Annotated in this window: 17 protein-coding genes; 8 read left to right on the top strand and 9 right to left on the bottom strand. The window is 70.4% G+C overall.

Going from position 1 to position 17,458, the window contains the following annotated elements:
- Positions 1 to 171: 171 nt before the first annotated feature.
- Positions 172 to 1,044 (top strand): formyltetrahydrofolate deformylase, encoded by an 873-nt coding sequence (gene purU, locus Q8A52_RS46915; RefSeq protein ID WP_316764500.1) that lies wholly within the window; start codon positions 172 to 174, stop codon positions 1,042 to 1,044.
- 81 nt (positions 1,045 to 1,125) lie between these two features.
- Here the strand turns inward: purU and Q8A52_RS46910 are convergent, their stop codons facing one another.
- Together Q8A52_RS46910 and betA are read right to left on the bottom strand one after the other, a co-directional pair.
- Positions 1,126 to 1,959 carry a methylenetetrahydrofolate reductase gene (locus Q8A52_RS46910; protein ID WP_316764497.1) on the bottom strand — a complete coding sequence of 278 codons (834 nt, stop codon included), beginning with the start codon at positions 1,957 to 1,959 and terminating at the stop codon, positions 1,126 to 1,128.
- A 3-nt stretch (positions 1,960 to 1,962) separates the two neighbouring features.
- Entirely contained in the window at positions 1,963 to 3,633 is a 1,671-nt protein-coding gene (betA, locus tag Q8A52_RS46905) for a choline dehydrogenase (protein ID WP_316764496.1), read from the bottom strand.
- 155 nt (positions 3,634 to 3,788) lie between these two features.
- Here betA and Q8A52_RS46900 point away from each other — a divergent pair, with 155 nt between their 5' ends.
- The gene (locus Q8A52_RS46900) at positions 3,789 to 4,586 is read left to right on the top strand and encodes an IclR family transcriptional regulator (protein WP_316764494.1); all 798 of its coding nucleotides are present in this window, start codon (positions 3,789 to 3,791) and stop codon (positions 4,584 to 4,586) included.
- Positions 4,587 to 4,648: 62 nt separating this feature from the next.
- On the opposite strand, the gene Q8A52_RS46895 is transcribed toward Q8A52_RS46900, so the two are convergent.
- The 5 genes from Q8A52_RS46895 to Q8A52_RS46875 all read right to left on the bottom strand — a co-directional run bounded on the left by Q8A52_RS46895 (position 4,649) and on the right by Q8A52_RS46875 (position 9,366).
- Positions 4,649 to 5,782 (bottom strand): aromatic ring-hydroxylating oxygenase subunit alpha, encoded by a 1,134-nt coding sequence (locus Q8A52_RS46895; protein ID WP_316764492.1) that lies wholly within the window; start codon positions 5,780 to 5,782, stop codon positions 4,649 to 4,651.
- 91 nt (positions 5,783 to 5,873) lie between these two features.
- Positions 5,874 to 7,037: an NAD(P)/FAD-dependent oxidoreductase gene (locus Q8A52_RS46890; protein WP_316764489.1), complete on the bottom strand. Its 1,164-nt coding sequence runs from the start codon at positions 7,035 to 7,037 to the stop codon at positions 5,874 to 5,876.
- The gene (locus Q8A52_RS46885; RefSeq protein ID WP_316764487.1) at positions 7,034 to 7,396 is read right to left on the bottom strand and encodes a bifunctional 3-phenylpropionate/cinnamic acid dioxygenase ferredoxin subunit; all 363 of its coding nucleotides are present in this window, start codon (positions 7,394 to 7,396) and stop codon (positions 7,034 to 7,036) included. Before Q8A52_RS46885 ends, Q8A52_RS46890 begins: the two co-directional genes overlap by 4 nt.
- Positions 7,397 to 7,648: 252 nt before the next feature.
- Positions 7,649 to 8,281 (bottom strand): MBL fold metallo-hydrolase, encoded by a 633-nt coding sequence (locus tag Q8A52_RS46880; RefSeq protein WP_316764485.1) that lies wholly within the window; start codon positions 8,279 to 8,281, stop codon positions 7,649 to 7,651.
- Complete coding sequence (locus Q8A52_RS46875) at positions 8,281 to 9,366, bottom strand: S-(hydroxymethyl)mycothiol dehydrogenase (protein WP_316764482.1); 1,086 nt, start codon at positions 9,364 to 9,366, stop codon at positions 8,281 to 8,283. The genes Q8A52_RS46880 and Q8A52_RS46875 overlap by 1 nt, the downstream gene beginning before the upstream one ends.
- 323 nt (positions 9,367 to 9,689) lie before the next feature.
- Between Q8A52_RS46875 and Q8A52_RS46870 the strand changes: the two genes are divergently transcribed.
- The 3 genes from Q8A52_RS46870 (at position 9,690) to Q8A52_RS46860 (ending at position 11,883) form a co-directional block, all read left to right on the top strand.
- The gene (locus tag Q8A52_RS46870; protein WP_316764479.1) at positions 9,690 to 10,442 is read left to right on the top strand and encodes a class I SAM-dependent methyltransferase; all 753 of its coding nucleotides are present in this window, start codon (positions 9,690 to 9,692) and stop codon (positions 10,440 to 10,442) included.
- A gap of 105 nt (positions 10,443 to 10,547) precedes the next feature.
- Positions 10,548 to 11,390 carry an SMP-30/gluconolactonase/LRE family protein gene (locus tag Q8A52_RS46865; RefSeq protein WP_316764477.1) on the top strand — a complete coding sequence of 281 codons (843 nt, stop codon included), beginning with the start codon at positions 10,548 to 10,550 and terminating at the stop codon, positions 11,388 to 11,390.
- Positions 11,391 to 11,535: 145 nt separating this feature from the next.
- Complete coding sequence (locus Q8A52_RS46860) at positions 11,536 to 11,883, top strand: DUF1330 domain-containing protein (RefSeq protein WP_316764474.1); 348 nt, start codon at positions 11,536 to 11,538, stop codon at positions 11,881 to 11,883.
- A 202-nt stretch (positions 11,884 to 12,085) separates the two neighbouring features.
- On the opposite strand, the gene Q8A52_RS46850 is transcribed toward Q8A52_RS46860, so the two are convergent.
- Positions 12,086 to 12,628, bottom strand: a complete 543-nt coding sequence (locus Q8A52_RS46850; RefSeq protein ID WP_408649385.1) for an MOSC domain-containing protein — start codon at positions 12,626 to 12,628, stop codon at positions 12,086 to 12,088.
- 502 nt (positions 12,629 to 13,130) lie between these two features.
- On the opposite strand from Q8A52_RS46850, the gene Q8A52_RS46845 reads away from it, so the two are divergent.
- Complete coding sequence (locus Q8A52_RS46845; protein ID WP_316764472.1) at positions 13,131 to 13,940, top strand: SCO2400 family protein; 810 nt, start codon at positions 13,131 to 13,133, stop codon at positions 13,938 to 13,940.
- Positions 13,941 to 13,983: 43 nt separating this feature from the next.
- Here the strand turns inward: Q8A52_RS46845 and polX are convergent, their stop codons facing one another.
- Positions 13,984 to 15,741 carry a DNA polymerase/3'-5' exonuclease PolX gene (gene polX / locus Q8A52_RS46840; protein WP_316764469.1) on the bottom strand — a complete coding sequence of 586 codons (1,758 nt, stop codon included), beginning with the start codon at positions 15,739 to 15,741 and terminating at the stop codon, positions 13,984 to 13,986.
- Between the two features lie 37 nt (positions 15,742 to 15,778).
- Here polX and Q8A52_RS46835 point away from each other — a divergent pair, with 37 nt between their 5' ends.
- Complete coding sequence (locus tag Q8A52_RS46835; RefSeq protein WP_316764466.1) at positions 15,779 to 16,933, top strand: CapA family protein; 1,155 nt, start codon at positions 15,779 to 15,781, stop codon at positions 16,931 to 16,933.
- A gap of 30 nt (positions 16,934 to 16,963) precedes the next feature.
- Positions 16,964 to 17,230 carry a DUF1876 domain-containing protein gene (locus Q8A52_RS46830; protein ID WP_316764463.1) on the top strand — a complete coding sequence of 89 codons (267 nt, stop codon included), beginning with the start codon at positions 16,964 to 16,966 and terminating at the stop codon, positions 17,228 to 17,230.
- Positions 17,231 to 17,458: the final 228 nt, after the last annotated feature.

Genomic DNA, 17,458 nt, shown 5'->3' with positions numbered 1-17,458 from the left:
GCATCGAATTGCTTGTGGAGGAACCCTGACCGACGCGCCGAGATACGTCAAGGGGTCCCGGCGTTTTCACAAGGGCCGAATGTCCCTCTCTTGACCGCCGACAGTCCCAGCCTGAACTATGTTGCGTATCGCTCACCAAGTTGTGTATTACGCACCAACGGAGGCCTGCGCATGTCCCCTAGACCGCAATCCGGCCGTGAGTACCTCCTCACCCTCTCCTGTCCGGACCGGGCCGGACTGGTCCACGCAGTGAGCGGCTTCCTCGTCAGGAACTCGGGAAACATCCTGGAGAGCCAGCAGTTCGACGACCGGATCCAGGGCCGCTTCTTCATGCGGGTCCACTTCGACGTGTCCGATCCGGACACCGGTCTGGAACACCTGCGGTACCGATTCGGCCCCGTCGCCGAGGCCCACGGGATCTCCTGGACCCTCCGGGACGCCGCGACGCCGACCAGGACGCTCATCATGGTGTCCCGGTTCGGCCACTGCCTGAACGACCTGCTCTTCCGCTGCCGCACCGGCGCCCTCAACATCGAGATCCCGGCGATCGTCTCCAACCACCGTGACTTCGAGTCCCTGGCGGAGACCTACGGCATCCCCTTCCACCACATCCCGGTGACCCGGGAGACCAAGCCCGAGGCGGAGGCACGCCTGCTGGAGCTGGTGCGGGAGGTGAACGTCGACCTCGTGGTGCTGGCCCGCTACATGCAGGTCCTCTCCGACGACCTGTGCAAGGAACTGGAGGGCCGCGCCATCAACATCCACCACTCCTTCCTGCCGAGCTTCAAGGGCGCGAAGCCCTACCAGCAGGCGTACGAGCGAGGGGTGAAGCTGGTCGGCGCGACCGCGCACTATGTGACGCCGGAGCTGGACGAGGGCCAGATCATCGAGCAGGACGTGGTCCGGGTGGACCATTCCCTCGACCCGGACGACCTCGTGACGGTCGGCCGCGACGTGGAGGCACAGGTCCTGGCCCACGCGGTCAAGTGGCACACGGAGAGCCGCGTGATGGTCGACGGGAACCGCACCGTGGTCTTCCGCTGAGCGGCGGTGTGCGCATACCGGGCGGGGCTGGAGTCACCGGATTCCAGCCCCGCCCGGGCGTTCGTATACGGGTGCCGGCACTCAGCCGAGCCGGTCGAGCAGGGCCCGGCGCCACCTCTCTGTCTCCGCGACCTGGTTGAACGTGAAGACGTGCAGGCCCGCAACCCCCGCCGACGGCGCGGCCAGTGCGTCCGCGCTGCGGCCGAGCAGTCTCTCGGGCACATATCCCCCGGGCGTCGCGAACCGCAGGAACCACGACGCGTGCCTGGTCAGGAAGCGTGTGGACTCCCCCACCCCGATCTTCGTCGCCATGGACAGCAGCTTGGCCCGCTGTACGGGCCCGGCGACGCCCACATACAGGGGCAGCGTGACGTCACGGCGCCGTATGCGTGCGATCCAGTCACCCAGCACGCGCGGATCGAAGCACAGGTTGCTGACGATGTACGTAGCGTGCGCGCGCTTGTCCCACATCGCCTGGATGGTGATGTCGTCGTGGATGAGCGGATGACTCTCCGGGTATCCGGTGATCCCCAGCCGGGCGAAGGGGCTGCCCAGTTCGCTCAGCCTGCGCAGCACCGGCAGCGCCCCGTCGTACGGACCGGCCGGCGGGTCGGCGTCGCCCGCGGGGACGAAGACGTCGTCGACGCCCAACGCGCGCAGCCGTTCGACGACGTCCTTCAGGTGTGTGTCGTCCCGCAGCAGCCGCGCGGGCAGGTGCGGGACGACCCGGTAGCCGTGCGCGGTGAGCCGCTCGGTGAGGCCGAGCGTCGGCTCCAGGCCCTTGACCGGCGACGCCGTGACGGTGACGACGACGTCGCGCGGGACATGGGCGAGGACCTTCTCCTCGGTCGCCTTCGCGGGCAGCACCTCGTAGCGGACGCGGCCCAGCAGCGCCCGCAGGGCCTCGGCGCCCAAGGCCTACCCGGCCTGCTTCCGGGCGTCGCGGTGGCGGTAGTACGCGGCCTTGGAGGGCGCCGCCGGCTCCTTGCCGAGGATCAGGTCGGCCGCCTTCTCCGCGATCATCATCACCGGCGCGTAGATGTTGCCGTTGGTGACGTAGGGCATGACCGAGGCGTCGACGACACGCAGCCCCTCGAGACCGTGCACCCGCATGCTCAGCGGGTCGACCACGGACATCTCGTCGGTGCCCATCTTGCAGGTGCACGAGGGGTGCAGGGCGGTCTCGCCCTCCTTGGCGACCCAGGCGAGGATCTCCTCGTCCGTCTCGACGGAGGGCCCGGGCGAGACCTCTCCGGCGTTGTACGGGGCGAGTGCGGGCTGGTTGAGGATCCGGCGGGCCACGCGGATCGCCTCGACCCACTCGCGGCGGTCCTGCTCGGTGGAGAGGTAGTTGAAGCGCAGCGCCGGGTGCTCCCGCGGGTCCTTGCTCTTGATCTTCACTGAGCCGATGGCGTCGGAGTACATGGGCCCGACGTGCACCTGATAGCCATGGCCGCCGGCCGGCGAGGAGCCGTCGTAGCGGACCGCGACGGGGAGGAAGTGGAACATCAGGTTGGGGTAGTCCACGTCCTCGTTGCTGCGGGCGAAGCCGCCGGCCTCGAAGTGGTTGGTGGCCGCCGGGCCCTTGCGGAACAGCCACTGGAGCCCGATGAAGGGGGCGCGCCACTTCGCCATGTACGGCTGCATGGAGACGGGCTGCTTGCAGCCGTACTGGACGTACACCTCCAGGTGGTCCTGCAGGTTCTCGCCGACGCCCGGCAGGTCGTGCACGACCTCGATGCCGAGGGCGGACAGCTCGGCGGCGTTGCCGACGCCGGAGAGCTGGAGCAGTTGTGGGGAGTTGATGGCGCCGCCGCACAGGATGACCTCACGGGCCCGGACCTGCTGCGGCGCACCGCGTCCGCGCCGGTACTCGACGCCGACGGCGCGCTTGCCCTCGAAGAGGACCCTGTTGACGAAGGCGCGGGTCTTGACGGTGAGGTTGGGCCGTTTGCGGACCGGCTTGAGGTACGCCTTGGAGGCCGAGAGACGCCGTCCATGGTGGACATTCCGGTCGAACTTCGCAAAACCTTCCTGCCGATAGCCGTTTACGTCGTCCGTGGGCGCGTAGCCCGCCTCCTCGGTGGCCTCGAGGAACGCACCGAAGAGGGGGTTGGTGGCGGGGCCGCGCTCCAGGACGAGCGGGCCGTCGTGGCCGCGGAACTCGTCGTCGGGGTCGGCCGCGAGACAGTTCTCCATGCGCCGGAAGTACGGCAGGCAGTGGGCGTAGTCCCAGGTCTCCATGCCGGGGTCGGCGGCCCAGCGCTCGTAGTCCATGGGGTTGCCGCGCTGGAAGATCATGCCGTTGATGCTGCTGGAGCCGCCCAGCACCTTGCCGCGGGCATGGTAGACGCGCCGACCGCCCATGTGGGGTTCGGGCTCGGACTCGTACTTCCAGTCGTAGAAGCGGCTGCCGATGGGGTAGGTCAGCGCCGCGGGCATGTGGATGAACACGTCCCAGGGGTAGTCCGACCGCCCCGCCTCCAGGACCAGCACCCGGTTCGCCGGGTCGGCCGAGAGCCGGTTGGCCAGTGCGCTGCCGGCTGATCCACCGCCGACGATGACGAAGTCGTAGTGCAGGGGAGCCATGGTGCCTCGTCTCGCTCGCTCGCGCTGTCGATACGCGAGGCATGCTAATACGGGTATCGCTATACGCACCAGGTTGCGAACAACGCAACTTGCAGGCTCCGTGTTTCCTCACAGTTACTTGCAGGAACGTTGTTTACTACGCGTATAGTTTCGCTATGAGCAACTACAGTCCGGATACCGAAACGAACGGTTCGCAGGCCGGCGGGGTGCAGTCCGTCGACCGTGCCATCAGCGTCCTCGAGATCCTGGCCCAGCGCGGCGAGGCGGGGGTCAGTGAAGTGGCCGCCGAGATCGAGGTTCACAAGTCCACCGCGTTCCGGCTGCTCGGCGCCCTGGAGGCGCGCGGTCTGGTGGAGCAGGCGGGCGAGCGCGGCAAGTACCGGCTCGGCTTCGGCATCGTACGCCTGGCCGGTGCCGTCACGGGACGCCTCGACATCACACAGCAGGGCCGCCCGGTCTGCGAGCGGCTCGCCGAGGAGCTCGGCGAGACGGTGAACATCGCCGTGATGCAGGAGCACTACGCGATCAACCTCTACCAGGTACGCGGTCCGGCGGCGGTCGCCGCGCACAACTGGGTCGGTGAGCTGACCCCGCTGCACGCCACGTCGAGCGGCAAGATCCTGCTCGCCCACCTGCCGGCCCAGGAGCGCGCCGCGCTGCTGTCGGAGTCGGGCCTGAAGAAGATGACCCCCCACACCCTGACGGCCAAGGCGAAGCTCGAGAAGAACCTCGCCGAGGCGCGGGAGCGGGGCTACGCCTGGACGCTCGAGGAGCTGGAGATCGGGCTGCACGCCATGGCCGCACCGGTGCGTGACCGGGACGGCGCGGTGATCGCCGCGATCAGCGCCTCCGGGCCCTCGTACCGGTTCACCGAGCAGCGCATGCACGAGCTCGCTCCGGTGCTCCTCAAGGGCGCGGAGGAGATCAGCCACCGGATGGGCTACCTGGGCTGAGCGGCCCGCACCTGCTCCGGACCTGGGGGCCGGAGCGCAGGCCGCGGGCGCACGCCCTCGCGTCACTCCGGCTGACGCGTGCCGAGGCGCTCGTGCACCCAGTCGTGGAAGGCACCGATGTGGTGCTCGCTGGGCACGAGGACACCGCCCTTGGCGTACAGCCGTGAGCTCATACCGGGCTGGGTGCGCTCGCAGGCGTCGAAGTCCTGGCGGTTGACCCGGTCGAAGAGCTCCACGGAGCGGCTGACGTCCTTGCCGCTCTCCACCACTCCGGGCAGATAGAGCCAGTCGCACTCGACGATCGTGCGGTCGACGGCCACCGGGTACATCCGGTGGAAGATCACATGGTCGGGCACGAGGTTGATGAAGACCTGCGGCTTGATGGTGATCGCGTAGTAGCGGCGGTCCTGGTCGTCGGACACGCCGGGGATGCGGTCCAGGCCCGCGGAGCCGTCGACCGTGAAGCCCTGGATCTCCGCACCGAACTCGGCGCCGTGGCCCACGTAGTACTGGGCGGCGTAGCCGTCGGCGAACTCCGGGAGCACCTCGGTCAGTTCGGGGTGGATCGTGGCGCAGTGGTAGCACTCCATGAAGTTCTCGATGATGAGCTTCCAGTTCGCCCTGACGTCGTAGACGATCCGCTTGCCCACCGCGAGGTTGTCGATGTCGTAGTGCTCGATCGGCTCCACGTCGCCGAGGCGGGCGACGACCTCGCCGATGACGTCCTCCTCGAAGGAGGGCGGGTTCTCCGCCAGACAGACCCAGACGTAGCCGAGCCATTCGCGGACGGCCACACCCACCAGGCCGTACTCGGTGCGGCCGACGTCGGGCATCTTGGTGAGGTTGGGCGCCGCGACGAGCTTGCCGTCGAGGTCGTAGGTCCAGGCGTGGTACGGGCACTGGAAGGCGCGCTTGACCTCGCCGGTCTCCTCCGTGCAGAGCTTGGCTCCGCGGTGCCGGCACACATTGAAGTAGGCGCGGATCGAGTGGTCCCGGGACCGAGTGACGAGGATGCTCTCGCGGCCCACGTCGACGGTGCGGAAGGCGCCGGGCTTCGGCAGATCGGAGGCACGCGCGACGCAGAACCACATCGTCTCGAAGATGCGCTCCTGCTCCTGGGCGAAGATGCCCGGATCGGTGTACGAGGAGCCGGGGAGGGTGGCGATCAGGCTGTCCGGCAGGTTTGTCGAGGTCACGCTGCACTCCTCGGGAAACGTCGTGGATCGGTCATTCACCCGCCGGGAAGAGCGACTTCGGACGGCGTTGGGTATCGAGCGTTGTGTGTGGTCAGGGCGCGGCGGCACTGAGCTGCTTGCGCCAGCGGGTGAACAGCCGGGGCTGGTTCATCCCGAGTGCGGCGACCGGCCGGCCGGCGCGCCGGTAGACGGCCAGGAAACTGCGGTCGTCGGTGGCGCCGTCCTCGACCGTCACGCTGTCGGCACCGGCGGCGTGGCCGACGAACTGGATCTTCACGCCGTACTGGTCGGACCAGAAGTACGGCGGCCGGGGCACGCCCGGTTCGGTCGCGCCGTACGCGAGCAGCGTGGCCACGGCGGCATCGGGGCGTTCCAGCGCGCCGGTCCAGTGCTCCACGCGACGGTGGGCGCCGGTGTACGGGTCGTACCAGTTGGCGCAGTCGCCCACGGCGACCACACCGGCCAGGCTGGTGCGGCCGTCGGCCCCGCACTTCACTCCGTTGTCGAGCTCGACGCCGGAGCCCTCCAGCCAGTCGACACAGGGGCGCGCGCCCACCCCGACGACGACCGTGTCGGCGGGCACGCTGCGGCCGTCCTCGAGCAGCACGGCGTCGACGCGCCTCTCCCCGCTCAGGCCCTTGACCCCGACACCGCACAGCAGCCGTACGCCGTGGTCGGCGTGGAGGGCGGAGACGATGCCGCCCATGAGCTCGCCGAGCGGCCCGGCCAGCGGCGTCGGCGCCGCCTCGACGACCGTGACGTCGAGTCCGAGCGCGTACGCGGTGGAGGCGACCTCGGCGCCGATGAAGCCGCCGCCGATCACCACCAGGCGTCCGCCCCGGGCCAGTTCGTCCCGCAGGGCGCGGGCGTCGTCCAGGGTGCGCAGGACGTGCACGCCCGCGAGGCCTGCGGAACCGGGGAGCGTGCGCGCGGCGGCACCGGTCGCGAGGACCACGCCGTCGGCCCGGATCTCCCTGCCGTCGGTGAGCCGGATCGCCCGCTCGGTGCGGTCGAGCCCGGTGGCGCGGGTACCGAGCACCCACTCGGCCGCCAGGTCCTCGTCGTCCCGCTCCAGCGCCAGTTCCGCTTCGCCGATGGCGCCGGTAAGGAACTCCTTGGACAGGGGCGGCCTGTCGTACGGGCGGTGCGGCTCGTCGCCGATGACGACGAGCCGTCCGTCGTACCCTCGCTTCCGCAGCGAGCGCGCGGCCGACAGACCGGCCAGCGAGGCGCCCACCACGGCGACGGTCCTCACGCGGGGCCTCCGGCCAGGCGGGAGGCGACGCAGGGCGGCAGATTGGGAGCCTCCGTGGACACCCGCACATAGATCATGCCGTCCTCGACGACGACCTCGTGGGTGCGGACCGGGAGCTTGGCCGGCGGGGCATCGACGGCACCGGTCCTCAGGTCGAACTTCGAGGCGTGCAGCGGGCATTCCACCTCACAGCCCTCCAGCCAGCCGTCGGCGAGCGAGGCGTCCTGGTGGGTGCAGGTGTCGTCGATGGCGAAGAGCTCGCCGTCATCGGTGTGGAACACCGAGACCGGCGGGTCGATGTCGAGCCGGTGGGCCTCGCCTCGCGGTAGATCCGCGAGTCGGCACGCGGGAATCATCATGACACCTCGGTGCGTATAGCGAAACGGATTGCGATTAGCGCAACGCCAGTCTGCGGGCCGTGCTGAACCCTTGTCAAGGCGTCCAAGGCCCGGGTTGAGGCGGTTGCGAGGGCCTGTTTCCGGGCATGCCGAAGCACCCCGGACAACGAGGCTGAGCAGGCGGAACGGGCACCGCACAGGGGGTGCGGCGGCCCCGCCGCAGGCCGTGGTGCCGTCGGACACCGTCATCGGGGCGAGGCCGTCGGCGGGCGGTCAGAAGCCGCGGTCGATCCACTCCTGGAGATGCGGCGCCTCGGCGCCGATGGTGGTGGTGTCCCCGTGGCCCGTGTGCACGACGGTCTCGTGCGGCAGCGCGAGAAGGCGCTCCCTGATCGAGTCGATGATGGTGGGGAAGTCGCTGTACGACCGCCCCGTCGCACCCGGCCCGCCCGCGAAGAGCGTGTCTCCGCTGAAGAGCGCCGCGAGCTCCGACGCGTACAGACACACGGCTCCGGGAGCGTGACCAGGGGTGTGCAGCACGGTCAGCCGTGCCCCCGCGACCGTGACGGTCTGCCCGTCGGTCAGTTCACCGTCCGGCGCCCGGTCGGGGTGGGTCTGCTTCCACAACGGCAGATCGTCGGCGTGCAGCAGGATCGGGGCGCCGGTGCGGGCGGCCAGATCGGGTGCGGCGTCGATGTGGTCGTTGTGGGCGTGGGTGCACAGGATCGCGCGCAGGGCACGCCCGCCGAGGGCCTGGACGATGGCGTCCGCGTCATGGGCGGCGTCGATGACGACCGCCTCGCTGTCGTCGCCCACGATCCACACGTTGTTGTCGACGTCCCAGGTGCCGCCGTCCAGTGCGAACGTCCCCGAGGTGACGAGGCGTTCGATGCGCGCGGCGGCCATCAGAAGACCACCACCGAGCGCAGGACGTCGCCGTGGTGCATGCGCTCGAAGGCCTTCTCGACCTCGTCCAGGGCGATGGTCTCCGTCACGAACGCGTCGAGGTCGAGGCGGCCCTGCAGATGGAGGTCGATGAGCATCGGGAAGTCCCGGGAGGGCAGGCAGTCGCCGTACCAGGACGACTTCAGCGACCCGCCCCGGCCGAAGACGTCCAGCAAGGGCAGTTCCAGCTTCATCTCCGGGGTGGGCACGCCGACGAGCACGACGGTGCCGGCCAAGTCGCGGGCGTAGAAGGCCTGCCGGTACGTCTGAGGCCGCCCCACCGCTTCGATCACCACGTCCGCGCCGAAGCCGCCGGTCAGTTCCCGGACCGCCTCGACCGGGTCGGTCTCCTTGGAGTTGACCGTGTGGGTCGCGCCCAGCTTCCTGGCGGTTTCCAGCTTGCGGTCGTCGATGTCCACCGCGATGATCCTCGCCGCCCCGGCGAGCCGCGCCCCGGCGATTGCGGCGTCCCCGACGCCTCCGCACCCGATGACGGCCACGCTGTCACCGCGTCCGACGTTGCCGGTGTTGATCGCGGCGCCGATGCCCGCCATCACGCCGCAGCCCAGCAGCCCAGCGGCGGCAGCGGACGCGGCCCGGTCCACCTTGGTGCACTGCCCGGCCGCGACCAGAGTCTTCTCGGCGAAGGCACCGATACCCAGGGCGGGCGAGAGTTCCGTGCCGTCGGTCAGCGTCATCTTCTGCTTGGCGTTGTGCGTGTTGAAGCAGTACCACGGCCGGCCGCGCAGACAGGCCCGGCACTGGCCGCACACCGCTCGCCAGTTCAGGATCACGAAGTCACCGGGCGCCACCTCCGTGACCCCTTCGCCCACGGACTCCACGACACCGGCCGCCTCGTGCCCCAGAAGAAAGGGGAAGTCGTCGTTGATGCCGCCCTCGCGGTAGTGCAGATCCGTGTGGCAGACGCCGCAGGCCTCGACCTTGACCAGCGCCTCGCCGGGACCCGGGTCGGGCACGACGATCGTCTCCAGGCTGACAGGGGCGCCCTTGCCCCGCGCGACAACGGCACGAACCTGGTGGGTCATGGCCACTCCTCGGCTGTTACGAGTCGGGATGTTGCTCATTACGGCACACATCTCACGTGTCGCAACACAGCATCGTGGAGCGCCGTGCGGCGGTCAAGGATCGGGATGCGCCTCTCCGAAACGGAGGCCCGGCCGCGGCCCGGAACGGCCCCGTGCCGGGCCCCGGCGGGGGCACGGGCGGCTTTCACGGGCCGCCCTGGGGGTGACCGCCGCCGTGCCCTCCGCTGAGCGTCACGCGGCCGGTCACACGGTCCGAACAAGCCGTCTGATCTGGGCATTTGCGCCGTCCGGCCCTACGATCCCGGCATCGGAAAGGGGATCGAATGAACCGGGACATCCGCACCGTGGAGGACGTACTCAGACTCCTGGACGGCCTGTTCGCGTCGGAGGCCGACCGCTGGACCGCCCGGGCGGCCTCCTGGTGGGACGGCTTCTACGCGGACCGGAGCAAGCCGGTGCCGTTCTTCGTGACGAAGCCGGACGAGAACCTGGTCTCGTACCTGGACCGCGGCCTGATCAGCACGGGCCGCGCCCTGGACCTGGGGTGCGGCCCGGGCCGTAACGCGCTGCATCTCGCCTCGCGGGGCTTCGAGGTGGACGCGGTCGACCTCTCCCCGGCGGCCATCGCCTGGGCCCGTGACCGTGCCCGCGAGACGGGTGCCGACGTCCGGTTCCACTGCGGCGACGCCTTCGCATCGACGGGCGCCGAGCTCGACGGCCCGTACGAGCTGATCTACGACTCGGGTTGCTTCCACCACCTGCCGCCGCACCGCCGCATCAGCTATCTCGCCCTTGTGGACCGGCTCCTCGCACCCGGCGGCCTGTTCGCCCTCACCTGCTTCGCGGCCGGTGCCATGGGGTCCGAGCTGTCCGACACCGAGCTGTACCGCCGCTCCAGCCTGCAGGGCGGCCTCGCCTACACACCGGAGTCCCTGCGCTGGATCTTCTCCGATCTGATGGCGGTCGAGCTGCGCCGTATGCGCGACGAGCCCTCCGACTCCCCACGCTTCGGTGAACCCTTCCTCTGGACGGCCCTGTTCCGCCGCGACGCGCAGCCCTGCACGGCCGCAGACTGATGGTCGATCCGGTGACCGCTCTCGCTGTCGATCCGGCCGCCCGCCGTTCGTACGGACAGTGAGAGGCCGGCACCGGACCGGCTCGGGCGAAGGGCTGTGAGAGGAATGACCGAGGTATCGACGCTGATCACCGGCCGGGGTCTGGTCGAGTCGCCACGCTGGCACGGCGAGCGGCTGTACTTCTCCGACTGGTCCGCGGGCGAGGTGGTCGCGGTCGATCTCACCGGTCACAGCGAGGTCGTCGCACGGGTGGGCTCCCTGCCGCTGTGCACGTCCTGGCTCCCGGACGGCGCACTGTTGATCGTCTCGTCCCCGGACGGACTGCTTCTGCGCCGGGAACCCGACGGCAGCCTGGTCACCCACGCCGATCTCGGCATGCCCGGCTGGAACGACATCGTGGCGGACGGCCGCGGCAACGCCTACGTCAACCGTGCCGGCTTCAACCCGATGACCGGAGAGGAGTTCCGACCCGGTTCCGTCCACCTGGCCACACCGGACGGCTCGGTGCGCCAAGTGGCCGACGACTTCGCGTTCCCCAACGGGATGGCGCTGACCGCCGACGGCTCCACGCTGATCGTCGCGGACTCCTACCGCCACAGCCTGGTGGCCTTCGACGTCGGCGAGGGCGGCGCGCTGTCGCGGCGACGGACCTGGGCCGACCTCGGCGAAGGCACTCCGGACGGCATCTGCGTCGACGTGCAGAACGCGGTCTGGTACGCGGACGTCCCCCACCGGCGGTGCGTGCGCGTCGCGGAGGGCGGCACGGTCCTGCAGACGCTGCCGCTGGACCGGGGAGCGTTCGCCTGCGTGCTGGGCGGTCCGGACGGGCGGACGCTGTTCATCACGGCGGCCCGCTGGCAGGGCATGACCGAGACGGAGCTGGTGGCGGCAGGCAGCGGCCAGGTGCTCAGCGTTCCAGTGGACGTCCCGGGAACCGGTCGGCCGTAAGGACACCTCTCACCCACCGACGGAGTGGCGACAGGCGGTTCGGCACCGGGGTGATGGCGATTACCTGCCATGTAATCGCCCCCCGAGCCACACCATGACACGATCTTCGGTGTACGGAGCCCGACCGACCGAGCGGAAGGACACCATGCCCGCCTACGCGATAGCCCACCTGCAGGAAGCCACCCCGCACCCGGAGATCGCCGAGTACATCGAGCGGATCACCGCGACCTTCGAGCCGTACGGCGGCCGCTTCCTCGTGCACGCCTCGCAGCACGAGGTGAAGGAGGGCAGCTGGCCGGGGCACGTGGTGGTGATCACCTTCCCCGGTATGGCCGAGGCGCAGGCGTGGTGGGACTCACCCGCGTACCAGGAGATCGCGCCACTGCGCTCCCGCCACATCGAGGGCGACATCGTCCTCGTCCCGGGCGTCCCGGAGAACTACGACCCGGCGACCACCGCCAAGGCGATGCGCGAGGCGATGGCTGCCGAGTAGGCGAAGGATTCGGGGGCCCGGTTCCGGGCCCCCGCCCCGTGGCTCGGACGCGGTCCAGTGACCGATGCGCGACGACCTGTCTCAGCAGCCCCTGCCGGAGGTTGTCGATCTGCGCGCACGGGTTGCGCAGGCCGGTCAACTCGACCACCGCCTCCGCACCGACCTCGTCGAAGAGTCGCTCGACCACGACCCCGCCCGGCGTTCAGACGCGGTCCAGCGGCCGATGCGGTTCGTCCGGCAACCTCGCCTCGATCATGTCGCCCGGGCGCACCACGCCGCCCTGTTTCACGATGCTCATGACTCCGGCCTTGCGCACGACGTTGCCGGCGTCGTCGCGGCCGACGACCTGCTTCAGCAGCCCCTGCCGGAAGTTGTCGATCTGCACGCACGGGTTGCGCAGACCGGTCAACTCGACCACCGCCTCCGCACCGATGCACAGCAGCGTGCCCACCGGCAGGCTCAACAGGTCGATGCCACGGGTGGTGACGTTCTCCCCCAGCTCACCGGGCGCCACCCGGAAACCCGCCGCACCGACCTCGTCGAAGAGTTCCTCGTGAATGAGGTGGACCTGGCGCAGGTTCGGCTGTGTGGGATCGACCGCCACGCGCGAGCGGTGCTTGACGGTCACCCCGGCGTGCACATCTCCTTCCACACCGAGCCCGGCGAGCAAGGTGATGCTCTCGCGGTTCGGCTTTGTGAACGAGTACTCACCGTTGCTGCTGACCGCTGCCACGATTCCGTTCAACTCCGGACCCCCTCTTCAAAGCTTCGACCTTCAAGATCCTAACCAGTTGTCATGGCCACTGAACGCATCCCCGGGCGCCTCCACCCCCACGCAAGGCCGCCCCCGCCATGGCCGGACCACTTCCCCTGCCGGCTGTCTCCGCGTCTCTCGCCGTAGCCGCGCTCACCCTTTCCGCCGGGCTCCTCACCGCCTCCCCGGCGCAGGCCGCCACCGGCACGATCACACGGTCTCGCGGGCAAGTGCCTCGACATCACCGGCAAAACTCCACGACCAACGTGGCCAACCTGACCAACTACCCGTAAACCGGACGGGGCCGGGACAGGATGCCCCGGCCCCACCCGGCACACACGCGCCCCGGGTCACATCTGCGCAGGAGCGTCACACAGGCTGCACACAGCCTCTCGAATGCCTCGCTAGCGTTGCGACCGCTCGATTTCCACGTGCGAACACGACCAGGTCGCGGCCGAGCGGGCCGACGGCGCAGCCAAACCAGGAAGACCAGATGGACTACTGCTCCTCGTGTCGTCGGCATCTCAACGGCGCCCTGGTGTGTCCCGGATGCGGCGCCTATGCGCCGGACATAGCCCCGCCCTCGACCGTGCGGCCCGCCATGCCGTCGTGGGAGAACCCGGCCGCCTCCCACGGCCGGCCGGACTTCGGTCCCGGTGACACGGCAGCCGCTGCGGCCCCTGCGGACGAGATCGCGGCCGACACGGCCGAGAAGGCACCCATCGCGCCGCAGGGCCGGGCCGCACGGCGTCGCCAACTGGCCCGGTGGAAGAAGAACAAGCGCCGCGCCGCCGTCGCCACGGCCGTCGCGATCGTCGGCGGCGGCCTGACCGTCGCCTCCCTGGACCGGCACTCCGCCGACCGGGCGCAGGCGGCCACGGCACCGGAGAACACCCGGACGGATTCCGCCGAGGAACCGAGCGTGGAGCAGACCCGCCCCGCGTCGACGCCGCCGCCCGGCAGGCACCGGTCCGCGCACCCCACACCGCCCGCACAGCCGCTCAACGCCAACGCCCCGCGGCAGCAGTCCGCCTCCGCCCCGGCCCCCACCTCGCCGACGATCACGCGTCCGGAGGCGGCCACCACGCCTCGGCCGGCGACGACATCGGCTCCGAAGACGCGAGCCGTCTCTCCGGCCACCGGCCCAGCGGCCACCGGCGGTTCCGGCTCGACGGCTCGGCAGCCGTCCACGCCGACACCCGCGAAGGGCAGTGGCACCGGTTCCAGCACTTCGCAGACGAGCCCCTCACCGGCGGCGACCTCGCCCTCCGAGCTGTGTCTCCTCGTGGTGTGCCTCGGCTGAACAGGGCACCGCACGGTCGCTGACCCGCTCGTCCCCGGCCGGGTCAGGCCACCGCCCGCTGCTTGGCCCGCCCCTTGCTCAGGAAGCGCTTGAGCCGTGTCCGGGGCCAGGTGTTGATCACGTCGTCCGTGGTGAGCCAGCCGCGCTGTGCCGTGCCCACCCCGTAGCGCATGTTCGCCAGGTGGAGGGCGGCGTGGGCGTCGCTGTCCACGGCGAACTTCACCCCGTACCGCCGGGCCCGCAGGATGTCCTCGTCCCGCAGGTCGAGCCGGTGGGGGTGGGCGTTGATCTCCAGGGCGGTGCCGGTGCGCGCACAGGCGGCGAAGACCTCGTCGAGGTCGGCGTCGACGCCCGGCCGTTTGCCGACGATACGGGTGGTGGGGTGGCCGATGATGTTGACGTACGGGTTCTCGCAGGCCCGTACGATCCGGTGGGTCATCGCCTCACGTCCCTGGTTGAAGTGCGAATGCACCGAGGCCACGCACAGATCGAAGCCCGCCAGGAATTCCTCCGGCCAGTCCACCCCGCCGTCGGGGTCGATGTTCAGCTCCACACCGTGCAGCAGCCGCATCCCGCCCCGCCGCCCCCGCGCGCCGTAGCCGTCGAGCTCCCGTACGCGTTCGCGCTGCGCCAGCATCCGCTCGTCGGTCATGCGCTGCATGTACAGGTTGGGTCCGTGATCGGTGATCGCGTAGTAGGCGTAGCCGCGCTCGGCGGCCGCCTCGACCATCTCCTCCAGCGGGGCGAGACCGTCGGTGAGGTCGGTGTGCGTGTGGAGGTCGCCCCGGATGTCCGCCTCGCTCACCAGGTCGGGCAGTTCACCGCGCAGCCCGGCCTCGATCTCCCCACGGTCCTCGCGCAGCGTCGGCGGGATCCAGGGCAGGCCGAGCCGGGCGTAGACGTCCTCCTCCGTCTCGGAGACGATCTTCTCCCCGCTCTCGGCGTCGAAGAGCCCGTACTCGGAGAGCTTCAGGCCCTGGTGCACGGCCAGTTCCCGGGTACGGATGTTGTGCGCCCTGGAGCCGGTGAAGTACTGCAGCGCGGCGCCCCAGGAGTCCGGCGGGACGACGCGCAGATCGACGGCGAGGCCCTTGGTGGTGCGGATCGACGTCTTGGTCCCGCCGTGCGCGATGACCTCGGTGACGTACGGCAGCTCGGTGAACGCCCGCATGAGCGGCGCCGAGTCCTTGGCCGTGGCGAGGATGTCGATGTCACCGATGGTCTCGCGGACGCGACGCAGTGAGCCGGCGTAGGCGCAGCGCCGACAGCCGGTCACCCCGGACAGCGCGCCGGTGATCTCCTCGGCGAGGTCCATGGCGACATCGAGCAGGACACGGTCCCCGGTGGAGTGCAGCAGCTCTATGCCGTGGAGGATGTTCTCCTCGGTTCTCGGTCCGAAGCCCTTGAGATCGCGCAGCCGCTCGGCGTGAATGGCCTCGGTGAGCTCGTCGACCGACGAGATGCCCAGCTCCTCGTAGAGCAGGAGCGCCTTTCTCGGCCCGAGGGTGGCAATGGCGGTCAACTGCCGCACTCCGGCCGGGATCCGCGCACGCAGCTCGTCCACGGCGGAGATGCTGCCGGTGCGGAAGTACTCGACGACCTTCTCGGCGATCGACTTGCCGACGCCGGGTATCTCCCGCAGGCCCTTGACGTCGAGGTTGCGGACGTCGGCGTGGTGGCCGCCGATCGCGCGGGCAGCCTTCTCGTAGACGCGTGCCTTGAACGCGTCTCCGCCGGTGATCGAGATCAGGTCGGCGTACTCCTGGAGCAGCGCGGCGACCTCGTCATTGGACCGGGCCACGCCTCCAGGGTAGGCACGGTCGTCCTACCGTGGAGACATGAACGGCGGCACGGTGACGCTGTTCCTGTGCGGCGACGTGATGCTGGGGCGCGGTGTGGACCAGATCCTCCCGCACCCGGGCGATCCGGCCCTGCAGGAGGGATATGTCGGCGACGCCCTCGGCTATGTCCGGAGCGCGGAGGCCGTGAACGGCCCGATCCCGGCCCCCGTCGTCCCGGCCTGGCCGTGGGGTGAGGCGCTCGGGGTGCTGGAGGCGGAGTCCCCGGACGTCCGGATCGTGAACCTGGAGACGTCCGTCACCCGCAGCGACGCGTTCGTTCCGGGCAAGGGGGTCCACTACCGCATGAGCCCGGCGAACCTGCCCGCGCTGCTGGTGGCCCGGCCCGATGTCTGCGTCCTGGCCAACAACCATGTGCTGGACTTCGGGCGGGCGGGGCTGGCCGAGACCCTCGACGCCCTGTCCCGCGCGGGACTGCGTACGGCGGGCGCCGGACGGGACGCGCAGGAGGCGCGCGCGCCGGTGGCGGTCCCCGTGGGCCGCGGCGCTCGTGTGCTGGTGTTCGCACTCGGCGCGTCGTGCAGCGGCATCCCGTCCGACTGGGCAGCGGGGCCGGACCGGTCGGGCGTCGCGTACGTCCCCGCGCTCACGCGGGCCGAGGCGGACGGGGTCGTGGAGCAGGTACGCCGGGTCAGGCGCCCGGGGGACATCGTCGTCGTCTCCGTGCACTGGGGCTCGAACTGGGGCTACCGCGTCCCCGAGCGGCAGGTCCGCTTCGCGCACGCCCTGATCGACGGCGGTGCGGACGTGATCCACGGTCACTCCTCGCACCATCCCCGTCCCGTCGAGGTGTACCACGAGCGGCTCGTGCTGCACGGCTGCGGCGACTTCGTCGACGACTACGAAGGCATCACGGGTTACGAGTCGTACCGCGACGACCTCCGGCTGGCGTTCCTGGTCTCGGTCGAGGCGGCCACCGGTCGCTTCACCGGCCTGCGCATGGTGCCGCTGCAGGCCCGTCGGATGCGGCTGGAGCCGGCTTCCGACGAGGACCGCGACTGGCTGCGCGAGACGCTGGAGCGGATCAGCAAGGGTGTGTCCATCGCCGTGGCGGCCGACGGGGCGCTGACGCTGGAACTCCCGGACCGGTCCGCTCTGGACCGTCGGCCCGGCGGGGCGCAGCCTGGAGAGTAGGGGCGACAACGGGGGGATCGGCGCACGGAGGTGATCACGGTGGAAGCGAAGCAGTGGACCGTGCAGATCTACATCACCGAGGAAGGCGACGACACACAGGCACGTGCCGTGCTGACCACCCGCGACACGTCGACCGTCACCGGGCGGGGCGTGGCGCGGCGGAATCCGGTCGACCGGCCGGTGCCGGAGATAGGGGACGAACTGGCCGCCAGCCGCGCACTGGAGGACCTCGCCATCCGGCTGCACGACGTGGCCGCCGACGACATCGTCCAGCTGGCCGGTCCCGTCGAGGCGTGAGCCGGCCCTCGGTCCCGTCGCGGGTCCCGCCCGGCGCCGTCGGCCGTGCGGGACCGGCGACCGGTCGCTACGGACGGGGCTCCGGGGTCCGTCATGCGTGCGGCACGACGGCCACGGGGCAGTAGACGTGCTGGATGGCCGCGTGGGTGGTGGGCCCGGTGCGCGGGCCGATCCGCCGCTCGGCAAGGTGATGTCCCACCACCAGGAGGCTCGCCCCGGTCGCCGCGC

Source organism: Streptomyces herbicida, assembly GCF_032656585.1.
In the GTDB taxonomy this organism is placed as follows: domain Bacteria; phylum Actinomycetota; class Actinomycetes; order Streptomycetales; family Streptomycetaceae; genus Streptomyces; species Streptomyces herbicida.
Note: the sequence above shows the minus strand (reverse complement) of the source record. Positions and strands in the feature narration are given on the sequence as shown.